The following is an 18,171-nucleotide window of genomic DNA, read 5'->3' as shown; positions in this document are numbered from 1 at the left end:
CAATGTATACGTATGTAAATTACTGATTTTCAGGTAGTTACGAGTTTGGCACGCTGTTTGTATAGAAATCGGCGAGTATAAAATGAAGAATGTTCTTCATGTCGCATTTCACATTACAGTTCAAACTATCAAATCATGACTAACCAAGAATTCACCAACGAAGTAAGCAAGCTCAACAACTTGCTTTTCTCCTTCGCCCTCCGCCTCACCCGCAGCCAGCAAGATGCGCAGGACCTCATGCAGGAAACCAAACTGCGCGCCTACCGCCACCGCAATAAATTCACGGTTGGTACCAACTTTAAGAGCTGGGTCTCCACGATCATGCGGAATACCTACATCAACCAGTACCGCAAAGCAAAGAGCCGCCGCCACGTCAACCAGCCCATCGAGAACTTTACCTACGCTTTAGAAGGTAAGACGGCGGTAACCAATGATGGTGAGCAGGACGTCCGCATGATGGAGCTATCCAAGATGATGGATTCCATCGGGGAAATCTACCGTATCCCTTTCATGATGTTCTACCGGGGTTACGAATACCAGGAAATAGCCGACCACATGGGCATTCCCATTGGAACCGTTAAGAGTCGCATCTTCCTTGCCCGCCGCAAGATGAAAGCAATGATCGGAAACCGCTACGCATAGTTTCAGCAAGCGATCGGATTTACTAAAAATGGTCAAATGACTAAATAAAGTAAATCCGATTGTTCGCTATGATGCATTAAATCATTGGATTTCAATTACTTACGTTTCTGGCACGACTTTTGATAGAGCATTATCACCTTATACACAGTTCAATTAGAATAATGACTAACCAAGAATTCACTTCCGAGATTGCCAAGCTTGAAAATCTCCTTTTCTCCTTCGCACTCCGCCTTACACGCAGCCAGCAAGATGCACAAGACCTAATGCAGGAGACCGCCATGCGCGCTTACCGTCACCGCGAGAAGTTTGCCATGGGAACCAACTTCAAAAGTTGGGTATCCACCATCATGCGTAATACTTACATCAACCGCTACCGGAAGATGAAGAGCCGCAAGCACGTCAACCAGCCAATTGAGAACTTCACGTTCGCGCTCGAAAGCACTTCTGCTATCCCTAATAAGGGTGAGCACGATATGCGCCTAGCCGAGCTGAAGCGGATTATGGGTGAGGTTGGTGAGATCTACCGCATTCCGTTCCTGATGTTCTACCAAGGTTACGAGTACAAAGAGATCGCTGCTCACCTTGATATTCCCATCGGAACCGTCAAGAGCCGCATCTTCCTGGCTCGCCAGAAAATGAAGGCCATGATTGGCGATCGTTACCAAAACTAATACCTCTCTTTAGCCCCCTCAGCCTAACCAAGAAAACAATACGTCTATACAACCACCATTCAATCTGAACTAAAGAAAGACTTACCTAACCACAGTCTCTCTCATGTTTTGATTCACGGAGTTCGACCTATTGAAGATTACATTAACCAACCCAGCACTATTTATTATTTGTAGCCAACCATCGTATGACCTGATGGTTGTTTATTGAAGTTAACCATGATCCAGTAATCGAAGGGCCGGCATTTTGCCGGTCCTTTTTTTATCCAGCGTGGCCCCTTCTCACCAAACACTGAACTGGCATGAACAGCCAATTCTTCTCCGACCGCTACGCCGCCCACCAATCCGCCGACGAACTCCCTTCGCCGGGGCTCATCGATGAATGGTTGGCGGACCTCCTCCAGTTTCTCTTTCCCGCCTACAGTTCCGTACGTTTCCCCAGCGAACGTGCGTTGCGTTTGCACTACCGGACGAACGACCTCAAGCTATTCACCATCCTGGATACGCTCAATGGCCAACTTACCCGGACACCGGAAGCCATCCGTAGCGAATTCGAAGAGCGCCTTCCCTCGATCTATGAAGCACTGGACGAAGATGCTAACGCCATCCTGGCCGGAGACCCAGCGGCTCGGAGCCTGACCGAAGTGATCAGTACCTACCCCGGCTTTTACGCGCTGGCCGTCCACCGGGTAGCCCACGCGCTCTGCCAGTTGGGAGTCCCACTAGTACCCAGGATGCTCAGCGAGATCGCCCACCGCCGGACCGGGATCGAGATCCATCCGGGCGCTACCATCGGCCGGAGGTTCTGTATCGACCACGGTACGGGAATCGTCTTTGGTGAAACCGTCATCATTGGTGATGACGTGAAGGTTTACCAGGGCGTGACCCTCGGTGCCCTGAGTGTTCGGAAGGACATGGCCAAGACGAAACGCCACCCCACCATTGCGGATAACGTCGTCATCTACGCGGGAGCAACCATCCTCGGCGGTGACACCATAATTGGCGCTGGGTCCATCATCGGCGGTAACACCTGGATCGTGCGCAGCGTTCCACCCAACAGCCGGATCTACTACAAGAACCTGCAGGACGCTAAGCCGCAGGACCCTACCTAATAAACTGCGGGTATTTCCTTCAACTCACAATGACCTTTTGGTATTTGTTCAGTCCAAACAACGGGTTCACCGGTGACGGCCGATCCCCATTTTCTCTTCCTTTTTTAGTTGCCCACCACAATATGTCCAACGTTCGTCTCTCCGTTAACCTGAATAAGGTCGCCCTCATCCGTAATAGCCGGGGGGCGGACTATCCCAACCTCGTCAAGGTCGCCCAGGACTGTGAACGCTTCGGCGCCGAAGGCATCACCATTCACCCCCGGCCGGACCAGCGGCACGCGCGGTACCAGGATGTATTTGACCTGAAAGAAGTGGTGACCACCGAACTTAACATCGAAGGCTACCCCGAAGGCCGCTTCCTAGACGTCGTCCTGGAAGCCCGGCCCGATCAGGTGACGCTCGTCCCCGACAAGCCCGGCCAGCTCACCAGCGACCACGGTTGGGATACGGTAGGGGAGGCCGATTTTCTAAGGTCAGTCCTCGAGCCCTTCACCGCGGCCGGCATCCGGACTTCCCTTTTCGTGGATCCGGACGAAAAAATGATTGACGGCGCTCTCGCAGTCGGTGCGGATCGGATCGAGTTCTACACCGGCCCCTTCGCCAACAAATTTGCGCAAGATCCAAAAGCTGCCGTGGCGGACTTCACCCGGGCGTGCACCTACGCACAATCCACCGGGATCGGGATCAACGCGGGCCACGACCTTAACCTGGATAATCTCACTTTCTTCGCCAGCCACATGCCCGGTTTGATGGAGGTCAGCATTGGCCACGCTCTCGTTACGGATGCCCTTTACCTGGGGCTGGAAGAAACGATCAAGCGCTACCTCAAGTGTTTGGCGGACGCGGCTTGATTGAATCTCGCCTCACCGCTCAGGCTACCAATTAATGGTATAGCTGTACCCGTTGGAGGTCGACCCTTTTTGCTGGGAACTCTTCTTGGCCGTGGTGTAGACGACCTTTGTCCCGGTTGCCGCCGCCGTAGGTTGGGTGGGCTTGATGTTCCCCTTTATGGTCTTGGTTTTCGGTAGTTTGAAGTGGATCTGGATGTCCTGGTGAATCCTCACCTTTTTCTTGCTCGCCTGCGGAACGTTGAACTGTAGCATTTCGACGACGCGGATCGCTTCGGCGTCGCAGCCGTGGCCCAGGCCGCTCTTCACTTTCGCCGCCACCACTTTGCCCCGGTAATCGAGGCTGTAGCGGATGGTGACCGTTCCTTCCACCTTGTTCTTCAGGGCCTCCTTTGGGTACTTCAGGTTGGCGGATACGAACTTCCGCATCGCTTTTACACCACCCGGGTAGACTGGTTTGGAGACGTGAGTTGGACGGTTCGATTTGGACATTCAGGGTGGGTTTATGGCTCTCAAATTACGACGAATCATGGAATAGTCGTCCTGTTTGCTTGCCCATTTCCCGGTACCTGCGTCAGCGCCCAAGAATGTGTTGGTAGAGGTGTTTTAGCAAGAAAAGCTTTCGCACCTATTGTGTTATCTTGGCTCAGAATTAAAGTTTGACTCGTGCAGATTAAAGAAAGTAGTAAGGAGTACGACGCGGTGATCGTCGGCTCCGGAGCCGGTGGAGGAATGGCCGCCAAAGTGCTCGCCGAAGCTGGCCTGAGCATCGCCATCATCGAAGCCGGCCCGTATTTTGACCCCGCCGATAAGGACATGAAAACCCAGTTGCGCGGTACCTGGGAAAGCCCCCGCCGCGGTGCCGGAACGTTGCGCTCCTTCGGCGATTTCCACGCCGGCTTGAGTGGCTGGGAGATCCCCGGCGAACCCTACGAAGCCCTCGGCGATACCGAATTCGCCTGGTGGCGGACGCGCATGCTCGGCGGCCGAACCAACCACTGGGGCCGCATTAGTCTGCGCTTTGGGCCGGATGATTTTCACCGCAAAGACCTCGACGGTCTCGGCGAGAATTGGCCCATCTCTTACGACGATATCGCTCCCTACTACGATAAGGTGGATAAGCTGATTGGCGTTTTTGGCACCAACGAAAATTTGCCGAACGATCCGGATAGCTTTTTTCTGCCACCCCCCAAACCACGCCTCCACGAGCTGTACGCTACGGAAGCCGGTAAGAAGGTGGGAATACCTATCATCCCCGGCCGCCTTTCGATGGTGACCAAGAAGATCAATAAGGACCGTGGCGTTTGTTTTTACTGTAACCAATGTGCGCGGTCCTGCGCCGTCTACGCGGATTTCAGTGCCGGCAGTTGCCTCATCTTCCCCGCCATGAAGAGCCGTGGCCAGGTGGACCTGTTTACCAACTGCATGGCCCGCGAAGTGATCACCGACGATACCGGAAAGGCCACCGCCGTGAGCTACATCTCTAAGGATGACCGCCAGGAATACGAGATCAAAGGCAAAGTGATCGTCCTCGCCGCTAGCGCCGTGGAAACCGCCCGCCTACTGATGAACTCCTCCGCCCCCGGTCAGACGAATGGCCTGGGTAACGGCTCCGGTACCCTCGGGCGCTACCTCCACGATAGTACCGGTTGTGGCACCTCCGCCTTCATTCCTGCCCTCATGGATCGGGAGATGTACAACGAAGATGGGGTAGGGGGGATGCACATCTACGCACCCTGGTGGGGCAAGGGCAAGAAGCTCGACTTCCCCCGCGGCTACCACCTCGAGATCTACGGCGGCATGGGCATGCCGAGCTACGGGTTTGGTGGTAACCTCACCAAGATCCAGGAAATGCTGGGCCACAAGGTTGGCGGCTACGGCAACCCAATGCTTAAGGAAGTCAAAGCTATGTACGGCGCGACCGTCGGCATCGCCGCCCGCGGCGAAAGCGTGGCGCTGTACGACAACTACTGCACCACCCACCCGAGCAAGGTGGATCAGTGGGGCATCCCCACCATGCAGTTCCACTATAAATGGACGGATAACGAGCGCAAGCAGGCCAAGCACGCTCAGGAAAGTATCCGTGAGATCCTGACCGCCATGGGCGGCGAGCTCTTTGAGCCCGAAGTGCCGAGCTACGAAAACGACCACGGTCTCCTGGCCCCCGGCGCCATCATTCACGAAGTCGGTACGACGCGCATGATGGACGACCCGAAGCAGGGCGTTTGTGACCGCAACAGCCGTCTTCACGAAGTCCCGAACGTCTACGTAGCCGACGCCGGCGTCTTCACGTCCCAGGCCGATAAGAACCCGACTTGGACCATCATGGCCCTCGCCTGGAGAGCGGCCGACCACATCATTTCTGAACGCAAAAAACTCAATATCTAGGATGGATCGCCGTAAAACACTCAAGACACTCCTCGCTGGTGGCCTCGGTGCCGCCGTTGTGGCCAAAACGACCAGCTGCGAGACACCCGTAGAAATTGAGGCCAACATCGAGCCGGCCGCCAAGGGTTACGGCCTGCGTCTTCCCCACGAGATCGCCCATGACCAGCGGATCGCCAATGAGAATTTCTTCGTCGAATCCGAACTGGAAACGCTTGGTATCCTCGGTGACATCATCGCCCCGGGGGAACCCGGAGAACCGAAGGCGACGGACACGGGCTTACTGGAATTCCTCGAATTCATGGCCCTCGACCAGCCCGATGCCCACCAAACCAAATTGCGCGGAGGCCTGGCGTGGCTCAACTCAGAGAGCAAACAACGTTTCGGCGCCCCGTTTGCCAAGATCACCGAAGCGCAGCGGATCGAGATCGTCGACGATATCGCCTACCCGGAAGAGGCCAAGGATACCCCCATGGAGCCCGGCGCTGAATTCTTCGGCCACTTACGGTATATGACCGTCGTCTGCTACTTTACCAGCCGGGAGGGAATGATGAAATCCCTCGGTTACCAGGGTAATATGCCCAACGTTTGGGACGGCGTACCCCAGGAAGTACTCGACAAACACGGTTTAGCTTACGACCCCAAATACCTACCCCTCTACGTCAATCAAGACCGCCGGGAGGAGATGGCAGAATGGGATGAGAACAAGAACTTGATTAACAATTCTTAGCGGCTAGTTTCTAGTGGGCAGTTCCTAGTGGGCAGTTTCTAGTTTCTAGTTGGCTAGTGCCTACTACGGAACTACCTACTACCTACTAGAAACTAGAAACTTGATCGAAGGAATGAGCCTTTTAAATAAACTTACAAAAGCTTTCATAGTCCCCCGGCGGCGCCTACCTTTGCCCCGGGCAGCATACGAACAGCTCCTTTTGAACTCCCCCAGGGCGGAAACGCAGCAAGGGTAGAAGGTTGAGCGTTCGGTATGCTTGCCTTTTTTTTATGCCCGGTGGGCTCGTACCGGCCCCGCCACCCGAACGCTGTTCAACGATGACGAAAGGTAATATTGATCTGGGATTGCTCGTCCTGCGCGTATGGTTTGGCCTCGAAATGGCCATTGCGCACGGTTTGCCAAAACTGCAAAAAGTATTTGCCGGCGACTTCACCTTCGCCGACCCGCTTGGCGTCGGTACCACAACCAGCCTGATCCTTGCCACTTTCGGGGAATTCATTTGTGGTATCCTCATTGCGGCGGGTTTTTTCACGCGCCTGTCTACCATCCCCTACATCATCACCATGCTGGTAGCGGCCTTCATCGCCCACGCCGGCGACCCCTGGGGCAAGATGTCCTTCCCGCTTCATTACGCCGTCGCGGCTGCAGTTATCTTCATCGCTGGCCCCGGCCGTTATAGCCTGGACCACAAGTGGTTCGTCAAGACCTTCAAATAGGGCGCTGCCGCAGGTGCGGAATTAAGGATCAAGAAATGGCGAAGGGAACCCCCACGGACCGGAACAAAACTGCTCCCCGAAGGTCCCTCCCCGACCGTTTGAATCGCTTGGTAAAGGGGCGCTACGCGCGGGCCCGTACCGCTGCGCTGGCTCCATTCGTTGGCCACTTGGTCAATACCCGCCCCTTCTCCCTGGATCAATCGCTGACGATCTTCAGCCCTCCCCGTAGCGGTAGTAATTGGCTGATGGAATCCCTCCACCGGGCCATCCCCCGGACGTTAATTAACTATGAGCCCTTCCACTTCAATAATGGGGTAGGGCTAAAAGAATGGGGTTGGAACCCGGCGATTGCGGCTGGTGCGGATGATGCCAATTCCGCCCGGATCATCCAGGAAGCCTTAACCCTGCAACGGCGTTCTCCCTGGACGATGAGTTACGTGCGCCCGGGGCAGTTGCTGCGCCCGGAATTCGTCCTGACGAAAATGGTGCGGGCTAATCAGCTGCTGGCTTTTTACCTGGAGCAATTTGAGCCGAAGTACAAACCGATTCTGTTGTTGCGGCATCCGGTGGCGGCTACGGTGAGTTATTTGCGGTCGTTTCGCCCGACGAAGGACCCCGCGGATTGGTCGCCACCGCCACTGACACCTTATAATGGTGCTTACCATGAGCATCGGGAATTCCTACAATCCGGGCATTCCCTACTGTCGTTCTGGACGGCGATCTGGTGTATGCGGAACCACTCGGTTCTGCGGGATGCATCGTTGGCCGGCCGGGTAATCCCCGTATTTTACGAGGACCTGTTACTGCGCCCTGAAGAAGAACTGGGCCGGATACTTGAGGAATGGGATCTATGCGAAAATACCCAGTCTCGACTCAAAAGCACCGACATCCGCAAGCCGAGTGCCACGGACCACCGGGGTGATTTATTACGGGATCCGCAGCAGCAACTGAGGAAGCACTTCCACGAAGTGTCCGATTCGGATCGCGCTCGGATCGAGGAAGTGTTTCAGTATTTTAGGATCGAGGTCTACTCCCCGGAAGATCCACTTCCTGCACGAAACGCTTTGTTCAAGCCACAATCGGTATGAAGTGTTCCGTCATCATCCCGGTTTACAACGCCGAAGCCACGTTGGCGCGGGCAGTCGACTCCTGTCTGCTGCAGGGAGAGGCTGTCGGGGAGATCCTGATCGTGGACAACAACTCCACGGATGGATCGGCCGTAGTGGCGGCTGCCTACGTAGACCGTTACCCCGAATTTGTCTGGCTGGTTCCCGAAGCACGCCAGGGAAGCTCCGCCGCCCGCAATGCTGGTCTGGACTTGGCCGAGTTCGAGTGGATCCAATTTCTGGATGCGGATGATGAGCTGTTGGCGGGAAAGATCGAGCGGCAGTTCGGGCTAATCAATGACGACGTGGATTGGGTCATCGGGCAGTGGGCGACAATAGAGCGTGGGCGGACCCACCCCGCGGCACCACTGGCGGCTGACCCCTGGAAAGGATTTGTTTTCAACGGTGGTTTGGGAAATACCAATTCCAATTTGTACCGAAAGTCCGCCCTTTCCGCGGTGGGCAACTTTAGTGAATCCCTGGTCAACGGTGAAGACATGGATCTCTACCTCAAATTATTGCAAGCTGAGGTAGGTTGGGTGCACGACCCGATCGCCGGTTCCGTATACCATCTTGACGAAGGAGACAGCCTAAGCCAGGAAAGACCCCTACCACTTGCAATCGAGGAGTTGGACCGAAAGGTAAACGCAGTGGATTGGCTAGCCCTTCACCGGCCAGATTATTTTACTGCAAACAAGGCTTTCTTTTATTCCGCAACATTGCGGGGTGTGAGAAGAGTCTATACGTTTGACGATTTGGCGGGGCGTGCCGCCTTCCAGAAGTACTTCCCGAACGGAATTGACCATAGTTTGCTGGACCCAGCGTTAATGCCAGGCTATTTTAAAGCTTATAAAATAATGGGCTTCGATAGGATCGAGCGACTACGCTCTTTTTTCCGGAATCATTTTCGCTGATCCCGATTGCTCCCACGGTAAACGCCGAATGCGTGGGCTAATTTGGAGGCAACCGAGACTATCGCGTTCTGCCATTTAAAGTTGGGGCGGAAAACTATTCTCGCCAGATCGTAGGGTAAGGTAAAACAGGCAATTCTTACGTACATCCTGAGGAGCCAGAACAGGCTTTTTCTACTTTCCATCAGGTAGCCGGATGAATAACCGTGGGCCCTTGCCATGTTTATCCGGTCTTCTATCGTTTGCTTATGTTGTTGAACATGATGGTCCATCCCCATTTTGGGCTCGTAGTGGATGTCGTAACCAGCCTTGCGTAGCTGGTCCTGGATGCCATCGTCTTCTCCGTATCCCACTTTCCTCCCGGACATCCCGAGCGCCGGATCAAAGCCACCGACTGCCCGTAGGGCGGATACCCGAAACGCCATGATGCCACCAAATAGGTACTCCCCTTCCGCAAGTTTGGTGAACGACCCCGCCGGTGAAGGTTTGAGGGGTGTTCGGTAGTAGTGCTTCACCCAGTCCGGTGTGGAATCGGGTAGGATGTGATCAAACCAACCCCCAATGGCAACTGCTTCGGGGTGGCAGGTGATGGCGTCGCTCAAATTTGCTAACAGATCTGGGTGGGCGATGCCATCATCATCAAAGTACAGGATCCACTCCGTCTGGACTTCATCCAGCGCTCGGTTGCGTGCGTGGCTGAGGCCCGTCCGCTCTTCAATTACGTACTCACGGGCAAACTGCTCCGCTACGGCCCTGGTCGCGGGGTCATTGGCATTATCGACGACAAGCAATACGTGGCCCGCCGCATCGCACTGATGCTTCATTGAGGCCAGGCATTTAGCTAAAAATTCAGGACGACGGTAAGTGCAGACGGCTACGGTAACCCTAGATATATCGTGCGTCATTGCTTTGCTAACTTGCGTTGTCTTTACTGCGGGCTTACTCGAATAGGCGTTGCAATAACTTTCCAAAACTATGAAATTATCCAGGAGTCCCAGAACGCTGATCCACATCGGGTATCACAAGACGGGTAGCTCTTGGTTACAACAACAGCTATTTATTCGGGGGCGGGCCCCATTTGCTCCGCTCTCCAAGAACCCGCGCGGCTCCAGCACGCTCGCCTGGAATTTCATCCTGAACGATGAAGGTTATGTACTCAGCCCCTACGATGATAACACGGAAGAGATCACAAGGCATTATGGTGAGATCGAAAGGTCCAATCCAGTACTGTACCCGGTAGAATTATTATCCTGGGAACGCCTTAGCGGAGGGCCCAATTCCGGAGGTGAGGATACGCGTTCAATCGCCCGCCGCTTACACCGGGCATTCCCAAATGCTCAGGTACTGATCGTCATTCGTAGGCAACAAGATTGGATCCTCTCCAACTACTTTGAATACTTGACCGCGGGTGGTACGCACAGCCTTACCAAATACCTGCGGTTTACCGACGATGGAGAACGGTCGGGTTTCAACCCAGAACGCTTAAAGTATCATCTCCTGGTTACGGATTACCAGGAACGATTCGGCGCAGAAAAAGTACTAGTCCTCACTTACGAGGACTTCAGGGATAACAAGGAGGGTTTTTTGAACGACCTGTCTTCCTTCATCGGGTTTCCCATTGCCAAGGACCAGCTTGACCTAACGGCCAAAATTAATGCCAAGGCAAATCACTACACTGCCTACCATTTCCGGTGGCTAAACTGGCTCAACCATTCAAGTTCGCTGAACAGTTACTCTCCTCTCAGTAATCGCCTGACCCGCCGGCTGGGAAAATGGACTATCGGCTGCATATCCAAATTAATACCTGATTCCTTGAATAAACGTCTTCTGGAAGCACTCAGAAATAAGGTAGAGATATACTGTGAGGGCCGGTATGGCCACTCTAACCAAGTACTGGAGAAGTTAATCGATAGGGACCTAAAGAAGCTGGGCTACGACGTTGATCGTTTCTGATCTCGAAAGTCAAATCAGCTGAGGCAAACCCTCAAACCACTAGCGTAGAATGACGACCTTCCCCAGGCCGCGTTCAAAGTACTGGTCCGTATTCGTATCCTGCTTCTTGAGCATTCCACCGGAGGTGTCACCGCTAATGACCCGGTACAGGTATACGCCATTAGCCAGTAGATCACCGTATTCGTCCGTGCCATCCCAGGCAAAATCCGTGCGGTGGGTGCCGACCTTGAGGGTCTCGGTGGCCAACAGATCGATGTCCCGAACAACTCGCCCACTTACGGTCATAATCTGAATTCGGAAGGTGCTCGGCAAGTCATTTCCGGTAAGGGTATACACGAAGCGGGTCTGGGTGGTGAATGGGTTCGGGTAGGCCAGTACGTTTCCGATACGCATCTCGTTGATGACCTCAAAGGTCCGCCGGTAGTTCAGTTTCCCCGAGCTATTATCGCTGCGGTCGCGGCCGTTGACTTCCAGTTCGTATTCGCCATCCTGCAGTAGTTCGGGGCGGAAGAAGATCTCCGCTTCGTTCTCTTCATCGGAGGAGGGGAGGAACTCCACCCGGCTGTCACTCAGCGCAATGGTTTCCCGGCTCCCGTCGGGAGAAGTAAGTCGAATCTGATACGCCGCCGTATCGTTCAGGCGGAGGAATCGATTATCATCCCGCAACTGAATGCGGATCTCGGGCAACCCACTCACGAGAGCGCCGTCGTTAATCCGTTGGCCGTCGAAAAGGACGGTCAGGACGGGGGCAACCGCGTCGCGACCAATTTTGAAGCCGGAATTCAGCACGTTGTTAAAGAGAATATCTTCCGGCTGGTCCCGCTCCGGGTTGACTACCACCTCGTAGCGTACGTTGGAAGTGATGGCTTCCGTTGGGACGTTGAAATCGACCCGTCCGCTTGCCATCCCAGCCAGGGGAGGCTGGCGTTTCACCGTAGTGGTTACATTGTTCTGCGCGTCAATCAGCCGAAGTGAAACCAACAGGCTGTCCATCGCTACGTCGGATACATTCTCGTAACCGACGCTCACTAGTGCCGGCTGGCCGCGTTCAAGGGAATCGGGCGTCACGAACGTAGCCTTCGGAGCTACCGCGACGTCGCCCACGCCCGCGTAATCCAGGTAGAAGGTGTTGACCGAGGGCACGGTCCGGTTCTCTTCGTCCAGTAATTTCACGTCAAAATTAAGCCGGGGGTAAGTCCGGGCGTCAATGTCGCTGAGGTCGATATCTAACTGTCCATTATCCAGGAAAAGGTGGGGTATGGTCTTTAGTGGCGTCAGGTTACCAGTGGCGTCCTCCCCAATGACGGAAACTACCGCGCTATCGGCTGGTTCGAGACCGGCCGCGTGAAGGTCAAGGTTAGCTGAGCGCCATTCCTTTGCCGGCCCGGCGGTGGCTGACGACCAGACGCCTTCGTCCCAATTCGCGAAGACGGTCACCCGTAACTCAATTTCGTCGGTGATCTCCTCGGCCATCACCTCACCCATCAGGCCCAATCCTTTCTGAAAGGCGAGCGCGTAGGGCACCGAGCCGACGGTGGTCAGCCGTTTGATCTCCAGGGCGCCTTCTGCTTCCAGGACGTCGAAGATGGTCGTACCGAGCGTTGCCTCGTCGTCCACCCATCCATCATTGTAGTAATTGAGGGTGTTGCCACGCTGCAGGCTCCAGACGAAGACGTACTTTCCTTCCGGGATACCGTTTTGGATGAAGTCGATCAGGCCCGCACGACCGGCTTCCGTGCGGGTATTGAAGTTCCAGGTATCCGCCACCCGGGCACGGGTATTGTATTCGCCGGCGCCAGGATTGGTGCTCCATTTATTATTCAGGCTATCCATCACCAGGACGGAGATGCCGGAGCGTTCTTCCCATCTGAAGGGAGAGGCCAGGCGCTGCTGATTACGCATGAACCGGGGGAAAAACCGGTCCTCGTAGATGCCATTGAAAACCCGGATGTCCGTCGCATTTCGCGCAAAACCCCACTCCCGAGAACTCGCGTCCGCCTTAATATTCTCAAATTTCCCCTCAATCAACTGCCCCGGGTGCTGCTGCGCCCAGTAGGGTTTAGATGTGGGATCACCCGCCAGCCAGGTGAAGGAACTTTCGCTCCAGATGTACCCGGCGCCCTCCGTGAAAATACTGTCGGGGCTGATCCGCCAGAAATAGGTGGTGCTATCCGTCATCGACAGACTGAGCGGTTGGCGGATTACCCCGCCGGGACTCGTAATGCGATCATCAACGAGGAGGTCGGAAAAGTCTTTTGATCTACTCACCTGCAGCAGGTATTCCCGCTCTTCCGCCAGGGCATCGGTGGTGCTGGAGACCAACTCAACATCGCCGGTAACGACGGCAAATTGTGGCGGGAAGGCCACTTTTGCGGTATTCGCAATGAAGGTCAGCGGGATGCCGTCACGACCACCCGAAACCAGATTGTTATTGTTTTCCGCGGCTGGGGCGGGGGCTTCCGCCAGGTCGAACTCGCTATCGAGACTGATGAAGAAGCGGTTCTGCCCTACGGCTTCTAAACCCACGTTGGGCAACGTCACCGTTACCTCTTCGTCGTAACGGGGTGTCAGCATCCGCAGCGTTCCAACGGTACGGATTTCGCGATTTGGTAATTCCTGATTAAAGCGGACAGTGATGCTGTCCCGGCCGCCCTCCGAGCCAATGTTGACCACCCGGAATGAAACCTCAAAGGTTGGGTTCTGGGCCGGAACGACGTCCGGCATAAATTGCACGCTACGTGCGTCCACCACTACGTCCGGACCCGGGCGGGGGTGGATGCGATAGGCGGGGTCCCCACTCAGCGCAAACTGCTCGGTGAGGAGGCGAACGGTGAAGTTATTCGTCTCGGCAAAGTGCGCGATATTGGCTTTCATCACGTCGCCCACGCCCTGTCCGTAGAGTTCGTTACCGGTCAGGTCATACAGATTATTAGCCCAGGTGCCGAGTGCGGAGATGTACCCAATTCCTTTGGACGCCGCGAAAGTAATAGCACCCTTGTTGGGTAAGAAGATAAATTTCTCACTGATGGACCGCGCTTGCCCGAAGGCGTCCCCACTGTAGCAGCCAAGGCTCAGCATGTAAGGGTAGCGCCCCTTATTATTGTAGTTCGCCGGGTCATCGATGCTAAAGTCGAATCCAGAAGTAGAGGAGTGACCGTAGAAGGTGATCACTCCAGCGCCGGCATTGATCCGGTTGAAGATGGCGTCTTGCTGGCTGGTTTCCAGCACGTCCGTGCTCGTTTTGAAAAAACCGGTCACGTTGCCACCCAGGTCTGAATTTTCGATCGTGCGTTCTAAAATGCCCAGGCGGGTGCGGATACTATTCTGTTCTCCAATTACGCCACCGCCACCGAGGTGTATGAACTGTTTCATCCAGTCGCGGTCCTCCAGGGTCTGGCCACCGAGGTTAACCTGCGATTCCACATCGCGCAGTTTGGTGAGGTAAATACTTAATTCTTGCCGGTTGATCGCCGCCAATCTGCCGGTCGCAACGGCGGGGGTAACACCATCTACCGGTGCCGTTAGCAGATTATCCGAAGCGGGGAGTCCGAAGGAGGGCAGGAAGAAAGTTTCTCGCGCCGCAGCGAGTTGGTCGGCGGTACGCAACGCATTGAATTCCCGCCCTTTGCCGACCAGGAAGAGGTAGCGAAGGGTAGGGCTCGCTTCCCCTACGGCAGCTACGAAATTGCGGATGGCGAGGGGATGGCGACGCACGCCGTAGCTGAACTGTTCGTACAACTCCTCCACTGTCACGACTTGAACGTTGTAGCCACCGCCGGCGGGGCTGCGCCGGTAGTTGGCCATCGCATCCAACTCGGCACCTGCGAGTCGTTCGGAGGTAACGAGTAAGTAGTCGACACTGGAGTTGTCAGCCACCAGGGGGCTGAAATTCATGGCGGTGATACCGGCAGGTCGTAGGGCCGTATTCCCCGTTACGAGATGGTACTTCGCTCCGTTCGGGCGGCCCGGTAGTTCGAAGTTCGTTCCATCACCGTCGGGGGTACCACTGATGCTCACCATCCGGTCCGCGTCCAGTACGTACATCGCACCCGCGCCAGCGCCCAAATTGCGCAGCGTGAGTGACTGATTTTGCGCGGACGCAGGTGCCAGGAAATGGGCCAGATCGGTTCCGGATAATTCCGCCGGGTAAGTGACGCGCGCCCAGGCGACGTTGGCCTTGTCACGGTCAGAAGCCGAGCCTTCCAGCAATACGGACGCCTCGTCAGCGCCCGCCGTAAACGGAAGACCTATCTGTTCCACACTCCAACGGTTACCCGTGACGGTCGTCAGCAACTGCCCGTCTACGGACACCGCCTGCCGGTGCTCGTCGAACGCCAGACCAAAGCGCATCTCTAGCGTAGCCGCCCCACCCAGCGAGCCGGGGAGTGGAATATCGAAGACCGTCTGATTCTGATTGTTGGTGGAAAGTAAATCGTTATTGGACCGCAAGCCAAAGCCTTCCGCCAATTCGTAGTGAGAGTAGTAAAGGCTCGTGCCGTCACTGGTACGCGTGAAGAGCTTGGAGTGGTGATCCCCAAAAACTACCTCGGCCTCCCGCGTGATTTGGTTGAGTGGCGTGGCGGAACCGGTCGGCGCGTAGTCGGAATAAAAAAGGCCATCCTTCCCCGTGCTGAGGTAGTAAACCGCCGTATCGTTATGCATGCTGTGGCGACCGTTAAGCTGCATGTTTTCGGCGTCCCGGAACAGGAAGCGGTCGAGCTCTCCGCGGTTCTTCTCCCCATAAAACAGTAGACCATCCCGATCAACCAGGACCGGGACGACGGCACCGTCGTGCTCCAATTTCCAGTCGGTATTGCCCACCGCTGCGAAGTCGAATCCGGCCGCGCGCAAATCCTCCGGGCTCAGGCGGTAAACGCCATCCTCGGCGACGCTTACCCGCAGATAGGTCGCGTCGTAATCGATCCACTCGTGGCCATAGCGCACTGCGCCGTCCGCCAGCGTCATCTGGGCGGAAGCGAGGAAGGAAAACAAGAGGGCGGAAACAAAAAGGACGGTGCGTAGCATAGGGAGAACGATCGCGATGGGGTATTCACGAAGTTAACGCCTTTTGGGGCTTGGCGTTGCGTCTAATCCCTAGTTTGTCCGCGCCGCGGTAGCGAAGGGAGGGCTAGGCCGTTTGCCGAATTAGGACCCGCACGGGAGAGCCATCACAACCCACCAATTTGAGGGGCAGGCAGATGAGGTCGTAGTCCCCTTCGGCCACCTTGCGTAGGTCAATCCCTTCCACGATCCACACCCCGGCAGTCATCAAGGCTCGGTGGGTCTGCGGGTTCCCCTGGTGGAACGGCCCGACGGAGAGATAATCCACCCCCACCATTTTGAGTTTCCGCTCCGCAATCCAGTGGGCCGCCTCCGGGCCAATGCCCCGGTACTCCGTATCGAATGGGTCCTGCAGCCAGAATTGCTTATCGCTGTTGGGCGTCCGTAAAATGAGGCGTTCCCCGGCTTCCAACGGACGGGTGCGAGCCACGTAAGCATCCAGATGGGCCGGCGTGATGGGCCCGTCACAATCAATGTGGGCAATCCGTGCCGGGCCCATCCCAAAATCAATGGGTGCCCGGCTGATGTCGATCCCCTGCGCCAGGAAGTGGCTCGGCGCATCCATGTGGGTGCCCGAGTGGACGCTCATCGTCACGACGGTAACGCGGGCCGTATCGCCGCAGTGAATGCAGCTCAGTACGTCGTAACTCGTCTCGGGTTGGCCGGGCCAGCCGGTCATGCCTTCAAAAATGGGGTAGGTGACGTCCGTCCAGCCTTCGTACCAATTACTCATAGGGTAGGGGTTTTGCTTACGGACGGCTAGGTACGCTGATTGTTCCACTTGCGGAGAGAATTGACCGGTTTTCGGACAGACCGGCCGGTAGTCACCCCCGGGCGTAGTAGGTTTGTGGGCAAGGGGGACCTATTTCACCCGCAATGATGAACGCAACGAAAAACCACCAAAGCTGGGTGCTCGCGCTGTTGATCGCGATCAACTTCCTCTTCGTGTGGAAGTACGGCCAGCGGGTGACGCGCTTCGCCCCCGTGCTGGCGCTGGCTGTTGCGGGAGGGCAGGCGCTAATGTTCACGTCGACGATTTACGATAAACTTCTTCGTCGAATCTCCCCAACCGTGCTCTGGTCGATGTTGGCGATTGGCTGGGTCGCGGCCGCTGCTTTCGTCCACTACCGGGTCGATCTGGAAGGATTGAACGTTGACCGGTGGAGCGTCATCAGCAGTTTCCTGGAAGCCTTGGAGGCCGGTGGCTACCCCTACCTGGCAGAGTCGCACCGGGGGAACCCGCCGGGGCCGATGCCTGTCTATCACTTTCTGGCTTATCCATTTTACAAGGTGGGATGGCTCGTTTTGCTGGCCATAATTGGCCCCATCGCGGGAACTCACTGGCTGACCAAGAGCGTTGACCACGATCGTCGGATAAACGCCTTGCTCCTCCTGGTGGGGAGCTCCGCCTGGTTGTACTGGGAGATCCTTGTCCGCAGCAACGTGATCACCTTTACGATCCTGGTGCTCCTAGGGTTGGCGGCCTGGGCTTACGCAATTAAGGCCAAGGCTAATTGGCCAAAATTGGGATTACTGGCGGTGGCAACCGGTCTGCTCCTGGCCACCCGCTCGGTCTTTGGTTTGGCTTACCTGTTGATCTTTGGTTCACTCTTATTGCAACGGCTATACGTAGGTAGGGTAGTGGTCTCCGCAATCATTTCGTTGGTGACTTTCGCCCTCATCTTTCTGCCGTTCTACCTCGCCTGGCCGGAAGAATTTATGGTCATCAACCCCTTCATCGTGCAGGGTGGTTTTTTGGTTCCGCATTCGTTTGTCGCGGGCTTCTTCCTATTGGCTACGGGATTACTGGCCTATCCGCCGGCCCGGGCCCGTCCCTTTATTTGGAGTGGCTATCTCTTGTTCCTGATCGTCGGGGTTTACTTCGCCTTTCACGTCTGGCAGAGTGGTTTCGACCTGGCCTTCCACGGTAGTAAGGTGGACCTGAGTTACTTCCTGTTCAGCGTCCCCTTCTTGATCTGCGGGCTGTTCAACTCCGATGCTTCTCAGCCGACGTTGGAGGGTGATGTGGCCTAATTAGT

Annotated in this window: 15 protein-coding genes and 1 other RNA gene; 12 read left to right on the top strand and 4 right to left on the bottom strand. The window is 55.7% G+C overall.

Going from position 1 to position 18,171, the window contains the following annotated elements; all coding sequences use genetic code 11:
- Nucleotides 1-135 precede the first annotated feature (135 nt).
- The 4 genes from A3850_RS01085 (at nt 136) to A3850_RS01070 (ending at nt 3,273) form a co-directional block, all read left to right on the top strand.
- The gene (locus tag A3850_RS01085; protein ID WP_068213095.1) at nt 136-642 is read left to right on the top strand and encodes a sigma-70 family RNA polymerase sigma factor; all 507 of its coding nucleotides are present in this window, start codon (nt 136-138) and stop codon (nt 640-642) included.
- 161 nt (nt 643-803) lie between these two features.
- Nucleotides 804-1,313, top strand: a complete 510-nt coding sequence (locus A3850_RS01080) for an RNA polymerase sigma factor (RefSeq protein ID WP_068213092.1) — start codon at nt 804-806, stop codon at nt 1,311-1,313.
- A 299-nt stretch (nt 1,314-1,612) separates the two neighbouring features.
- On the top strand, nt 1,613-2,422 hold the full coding sequence (gene epsC / locus A3850_RS01075; RefSeq protein ID WP_068213089.1) for a serine O-acetyltransferase EpsC: 810 nt from the start codon (nt 1,613-1,615) through the stop codon (nt 2,420-2,422).
- A 122-nt stretch (nt 2,423-2,544) separates the two neighbouring features.
- The gene (locus A3850_RS01070) at nt 2,545-3,273 is read left to right on the top strand and encodes a pyridoxine 5'-phosphate synthase (protein ID WP_068213086.1); all 729 of its coding nucleotides are present in this window, start codon (nt 2,545-2,547) and stop codon (nt 3,271-3,273) included.
- 24 nt (nt 3,274-3,297) lie between these two features.
- Here A3850_RS01070 and A3850_RS01065 read toward each other — a convergent pair whose 3' ends face one another.
- On the bottom strand, nt 3,298-3,762 hold the full coding sequence (locus tag A3850_RS01065; protein ID WP_068213083.1) for an energy transducer TonB: 465 nt from the start codon (nt 3,760-3,762) through the stop codon (nt 3,298-3,300).
- Between the two features lie 174 nt (nt 3,763-3,936).
- Here A3850_RS01065 and A3850_RS01060 point away from each other — a divergent pair, with 174 nt between their 5' ends.
- The 6 genes from A3850_RS01060 (at nt 3,937) to A3850_RS01035 (ending at nt 9,121) form a co-directional block, all read left to right on the top strand.
- Nucleotides 3,937-5,658, top strand: coding sequence for a GMC family oxidoreductase (locus tag A3850_RS01060; RefSeq protein ID WP_068213081.1), 1,722 nt, complete (start codon nt 3,937-3,939; stop codon nt 5,656-5,658).
- 1 nt (nt 5,659) lies between these two features.
- The gene (locus A3850_RS01055) at nt 5,660-6,385 is read left to right on the top strand and encodes a gluconate 2-dehydrogenase subunit 3 family protein (RefSeq protein ID WP_068213078.1); all 726 of its coding nucleotides are present in this window, start codon (nt 5,660-5,662) and stop codon (nt 6,383-6,385) included.
- A gap of 173 nt (nt 6,386-6,558) precedes the next feature.
- An RNA gene (gene ffs, locus A3850_RS01050) (signal recognition particle sRNA small type) lies at nt 6,559-6,653 on the top strand.
- A 49-nt stretch (nt 6,654-6,702) separates the two neighbouring features.
- Nucleotides 6,703-7,101, top strand: coding sequence for a DoxX family protein (locus tag A3850_RS01045; protein WP_068213411.1), 399 nt, complete (start codon nt 6,703-6,705; stop codon nt 7,099-7,101).
- Between the two features lie 35 nt (nt 7,102-7,136).
- Nucleotides 7,137-8,189 (top strand): sulfotransferase, encoded by a 1,053-nt coding sequence (locus A3850_RS01040; RefSeq protein ID WP_068213076.1) that lies wholly within the window; start codon nt 7,137-7,139, stop codon nt 8,187-8,189.
- On the top strand, nt 8,186-9,121 hold the full coding sequence (locus A3850_RS01035; RefSeq protein ID WP_068213074.1) for a glycosyltransferase: 936 nt from the start codon (nt 8,186-8,188) through the stop codon (nt 9,119-9,121). The genes A3850_RS01040 and A3850_RS01035 overlap by 4 nt, the downstream gene beginning before the upstream one ends.
- Here the strand turns inward: A3850_RS01035 and A3850_RS01030 are convergent.
- A complete protein-coding gene (locus tag A3850_RS01030) occupies nt 9,109-10,023 on the bottom strand; it encodes a glycosyltransferase family 2 protein (protein WP_197493960.1) in 915 nt (304 codons plus the stop codon). The genes A3850_RS01035 and A3850_RS01030 overlap by 13 nt on opposite strands.
- A 70-nt stretch (nt 10,024-10,093) precedes the next feature.
- Between A3850_RS01030 and A3850_RS01025 the strand changes: the two genes are divergently transcribed.
- A complete protein-coding gene (locus tag A3850_RS01025) occupies nt 10,094-11,071 on the top strand; it encodes a sulfotransferase domain-containing protein (RefSeq protein ID WP_068213069.1) in 978 nt (325 codons plus the stop codon).
- A 39-nt stretch (nt 11,072-11,110) separates the two neighbouring features.
- Here the strand turns inward: A3850_RS01025 and A3850_RS01020 are convergent, their stop codons facing one another.
- Nucleotides 11,111-16,096: a C25 family cysteine peptidase gene (locus tag A3850_RS01020; protein WP_068213066.1), complete on the bottom strand. Its 4,986-nt coding sequence runs from the start codon at nt 16,094-16,096 to the stop codon at nt 11,111-11,113.
- 103 nt (nt 16,097-16,199) lie between these two features.
- Nucleotides 16,200-16,865, bottom strand: a complete 666-nt coding sequence (locus A3850_RS01015) for a cyclase family protein (RefSeq protein WP_068213063.1) — start codon at nt 16,863-16,865, stop codon at nt 16,200-16,202.
- 143 nt (nt 16,866-17,008) lie between these two features.
- On the opposite strand from A3850_RS01015, the gene A3850_RS01010 reads away from it, so the two are divergent.
- On the top strand, nt 17,009-18,166 hold the full coding sequence (locus A3850_RS01010) for a hypothetical protein (RefSeq protein WP_068213060.1): 1,158 nt from the start codon (nt 17,009-17,011) through the stop codon (nt 18,164-18,166).
- Nucleotides 18,167-18,171: the final 5 nt, after the last annotated feature.

The sequence above is a fragment of the Lewinella sp. 4G2 genome, from assembly GCF_001625015.1.
Lineage (GTDB): Bacteria > Bacteroidota > Bacteroidia > Chitinophagales > Saprospiraceae > Neolewinella.
Note: the sequence above shows the minus strand (reverse complement) of the source record. Positions and strands in the feature narration are given on the sequence as shown.

What these genes read in the sequence shown, in the direction of transcription:
- A3850_RS01010 (WP_068213060.1), top strand. Translation starts at nt 17,009, where the DNA reads ATGATGAACGCAACGAAAAACCACCAAAGCTGGGTGCTCGCGCTGTTG.
- A3850_RS01025 (WP_068213069.1), top strand. Translation starts at nt 10,094, where the DNA reads ATGAAATTATCCAGGAGTCCCAGAACGCTGATCCACATCGGGTATCAC.
- epsC (WP_068213089.1), top strand. Translation starts at nt 1,613, where the DNA reads ATGAACAGCCAATTCTTCTCCGACCGCTACGCCGCCCACCAATCCGCC.
- A3850_RS01085 (WP_068213095.1), top strand. Translation starts at nt 136, where the DNA reads ATGACTAACCAAGAATTCACCAACGAAGTAAGCAAGCTCAACAACTTG.
- A3850_RS01070 (WP_068213086.1), top strand. Translation starts at nt 2,545, where the DNA reads ATGTCCAACGTTCGTCTCTCCGTTAACCTGAATAAGGTCGCCCTCATC.
- A3850_RS01040 (WP_068213076.1), top strand. Translation starts at nt 7,137, where the DNA reads ATGGCGAAGGGAACCCCCACGGACCGGAACAAAACTGCTCCCCGAAGG.
- A3850_RS01045 (WP_068213411.1), top strand. Translation starts at nt 6,703, where the DNA reads ATGACGAAAGGTAATATTGATCTGGGATTGCTCGTCCTGCGCGTATGG.
- A3850_RS01035 (WP_068213074.1), top strand. Translation starts at nt 8,186, where the DNA reads ATGAAGTGTTCCGTCATCATCCCGGTTTACAACGCCGAAGCCACGTTG.
- A3850_RS01065 (WP_068213083.1), bottom strand. Translation starts at nt 3,762, where the DNA reads ATGTCCAAATCGAACCGTCCAACTCACGTCTCCAAACCAGTCTACCCG.
- A3850_RS01080 (WP_068213092.1), top strand. Translation starts at nt 804, where the DNA reads ATGACTAACCAAGAATTCACTTCCGAGATTGCCAAGCTTGAAAATCTC.
- A3850_RS01055 (WP_068213078.1), top strand. Translation starts at nt 5,660, where the DNA reads ATGGATCGCCGTAAAACACTCAAGACACTCCTCGCTGGTGGCCTCGGT.
- A3850_RS01020 (WP_068213066.1), bottom strand. Translation starts at nt 16,096, where the DNA reads ATGCTACGCACCGTCCTTTTTGTTTCCGCCCTCTTGTTTTCCTTCCTC.
- A3850_RS01030 (WP_197493960.1), bottom strand. Translation starts at nt 10,023, where the DNA reads ATGACGCACGATATATCTAGGGTTACCGTAGCCGTCTGCACTTACCGT.
- A3850_RS01015 (WP_068213063.1), bottom strand. Translation starts at nt 16,865, where the DNA reads ATGAGTAATTGGTACGAAGGCTGGACGGACGTCACCTACCCCATTTTT.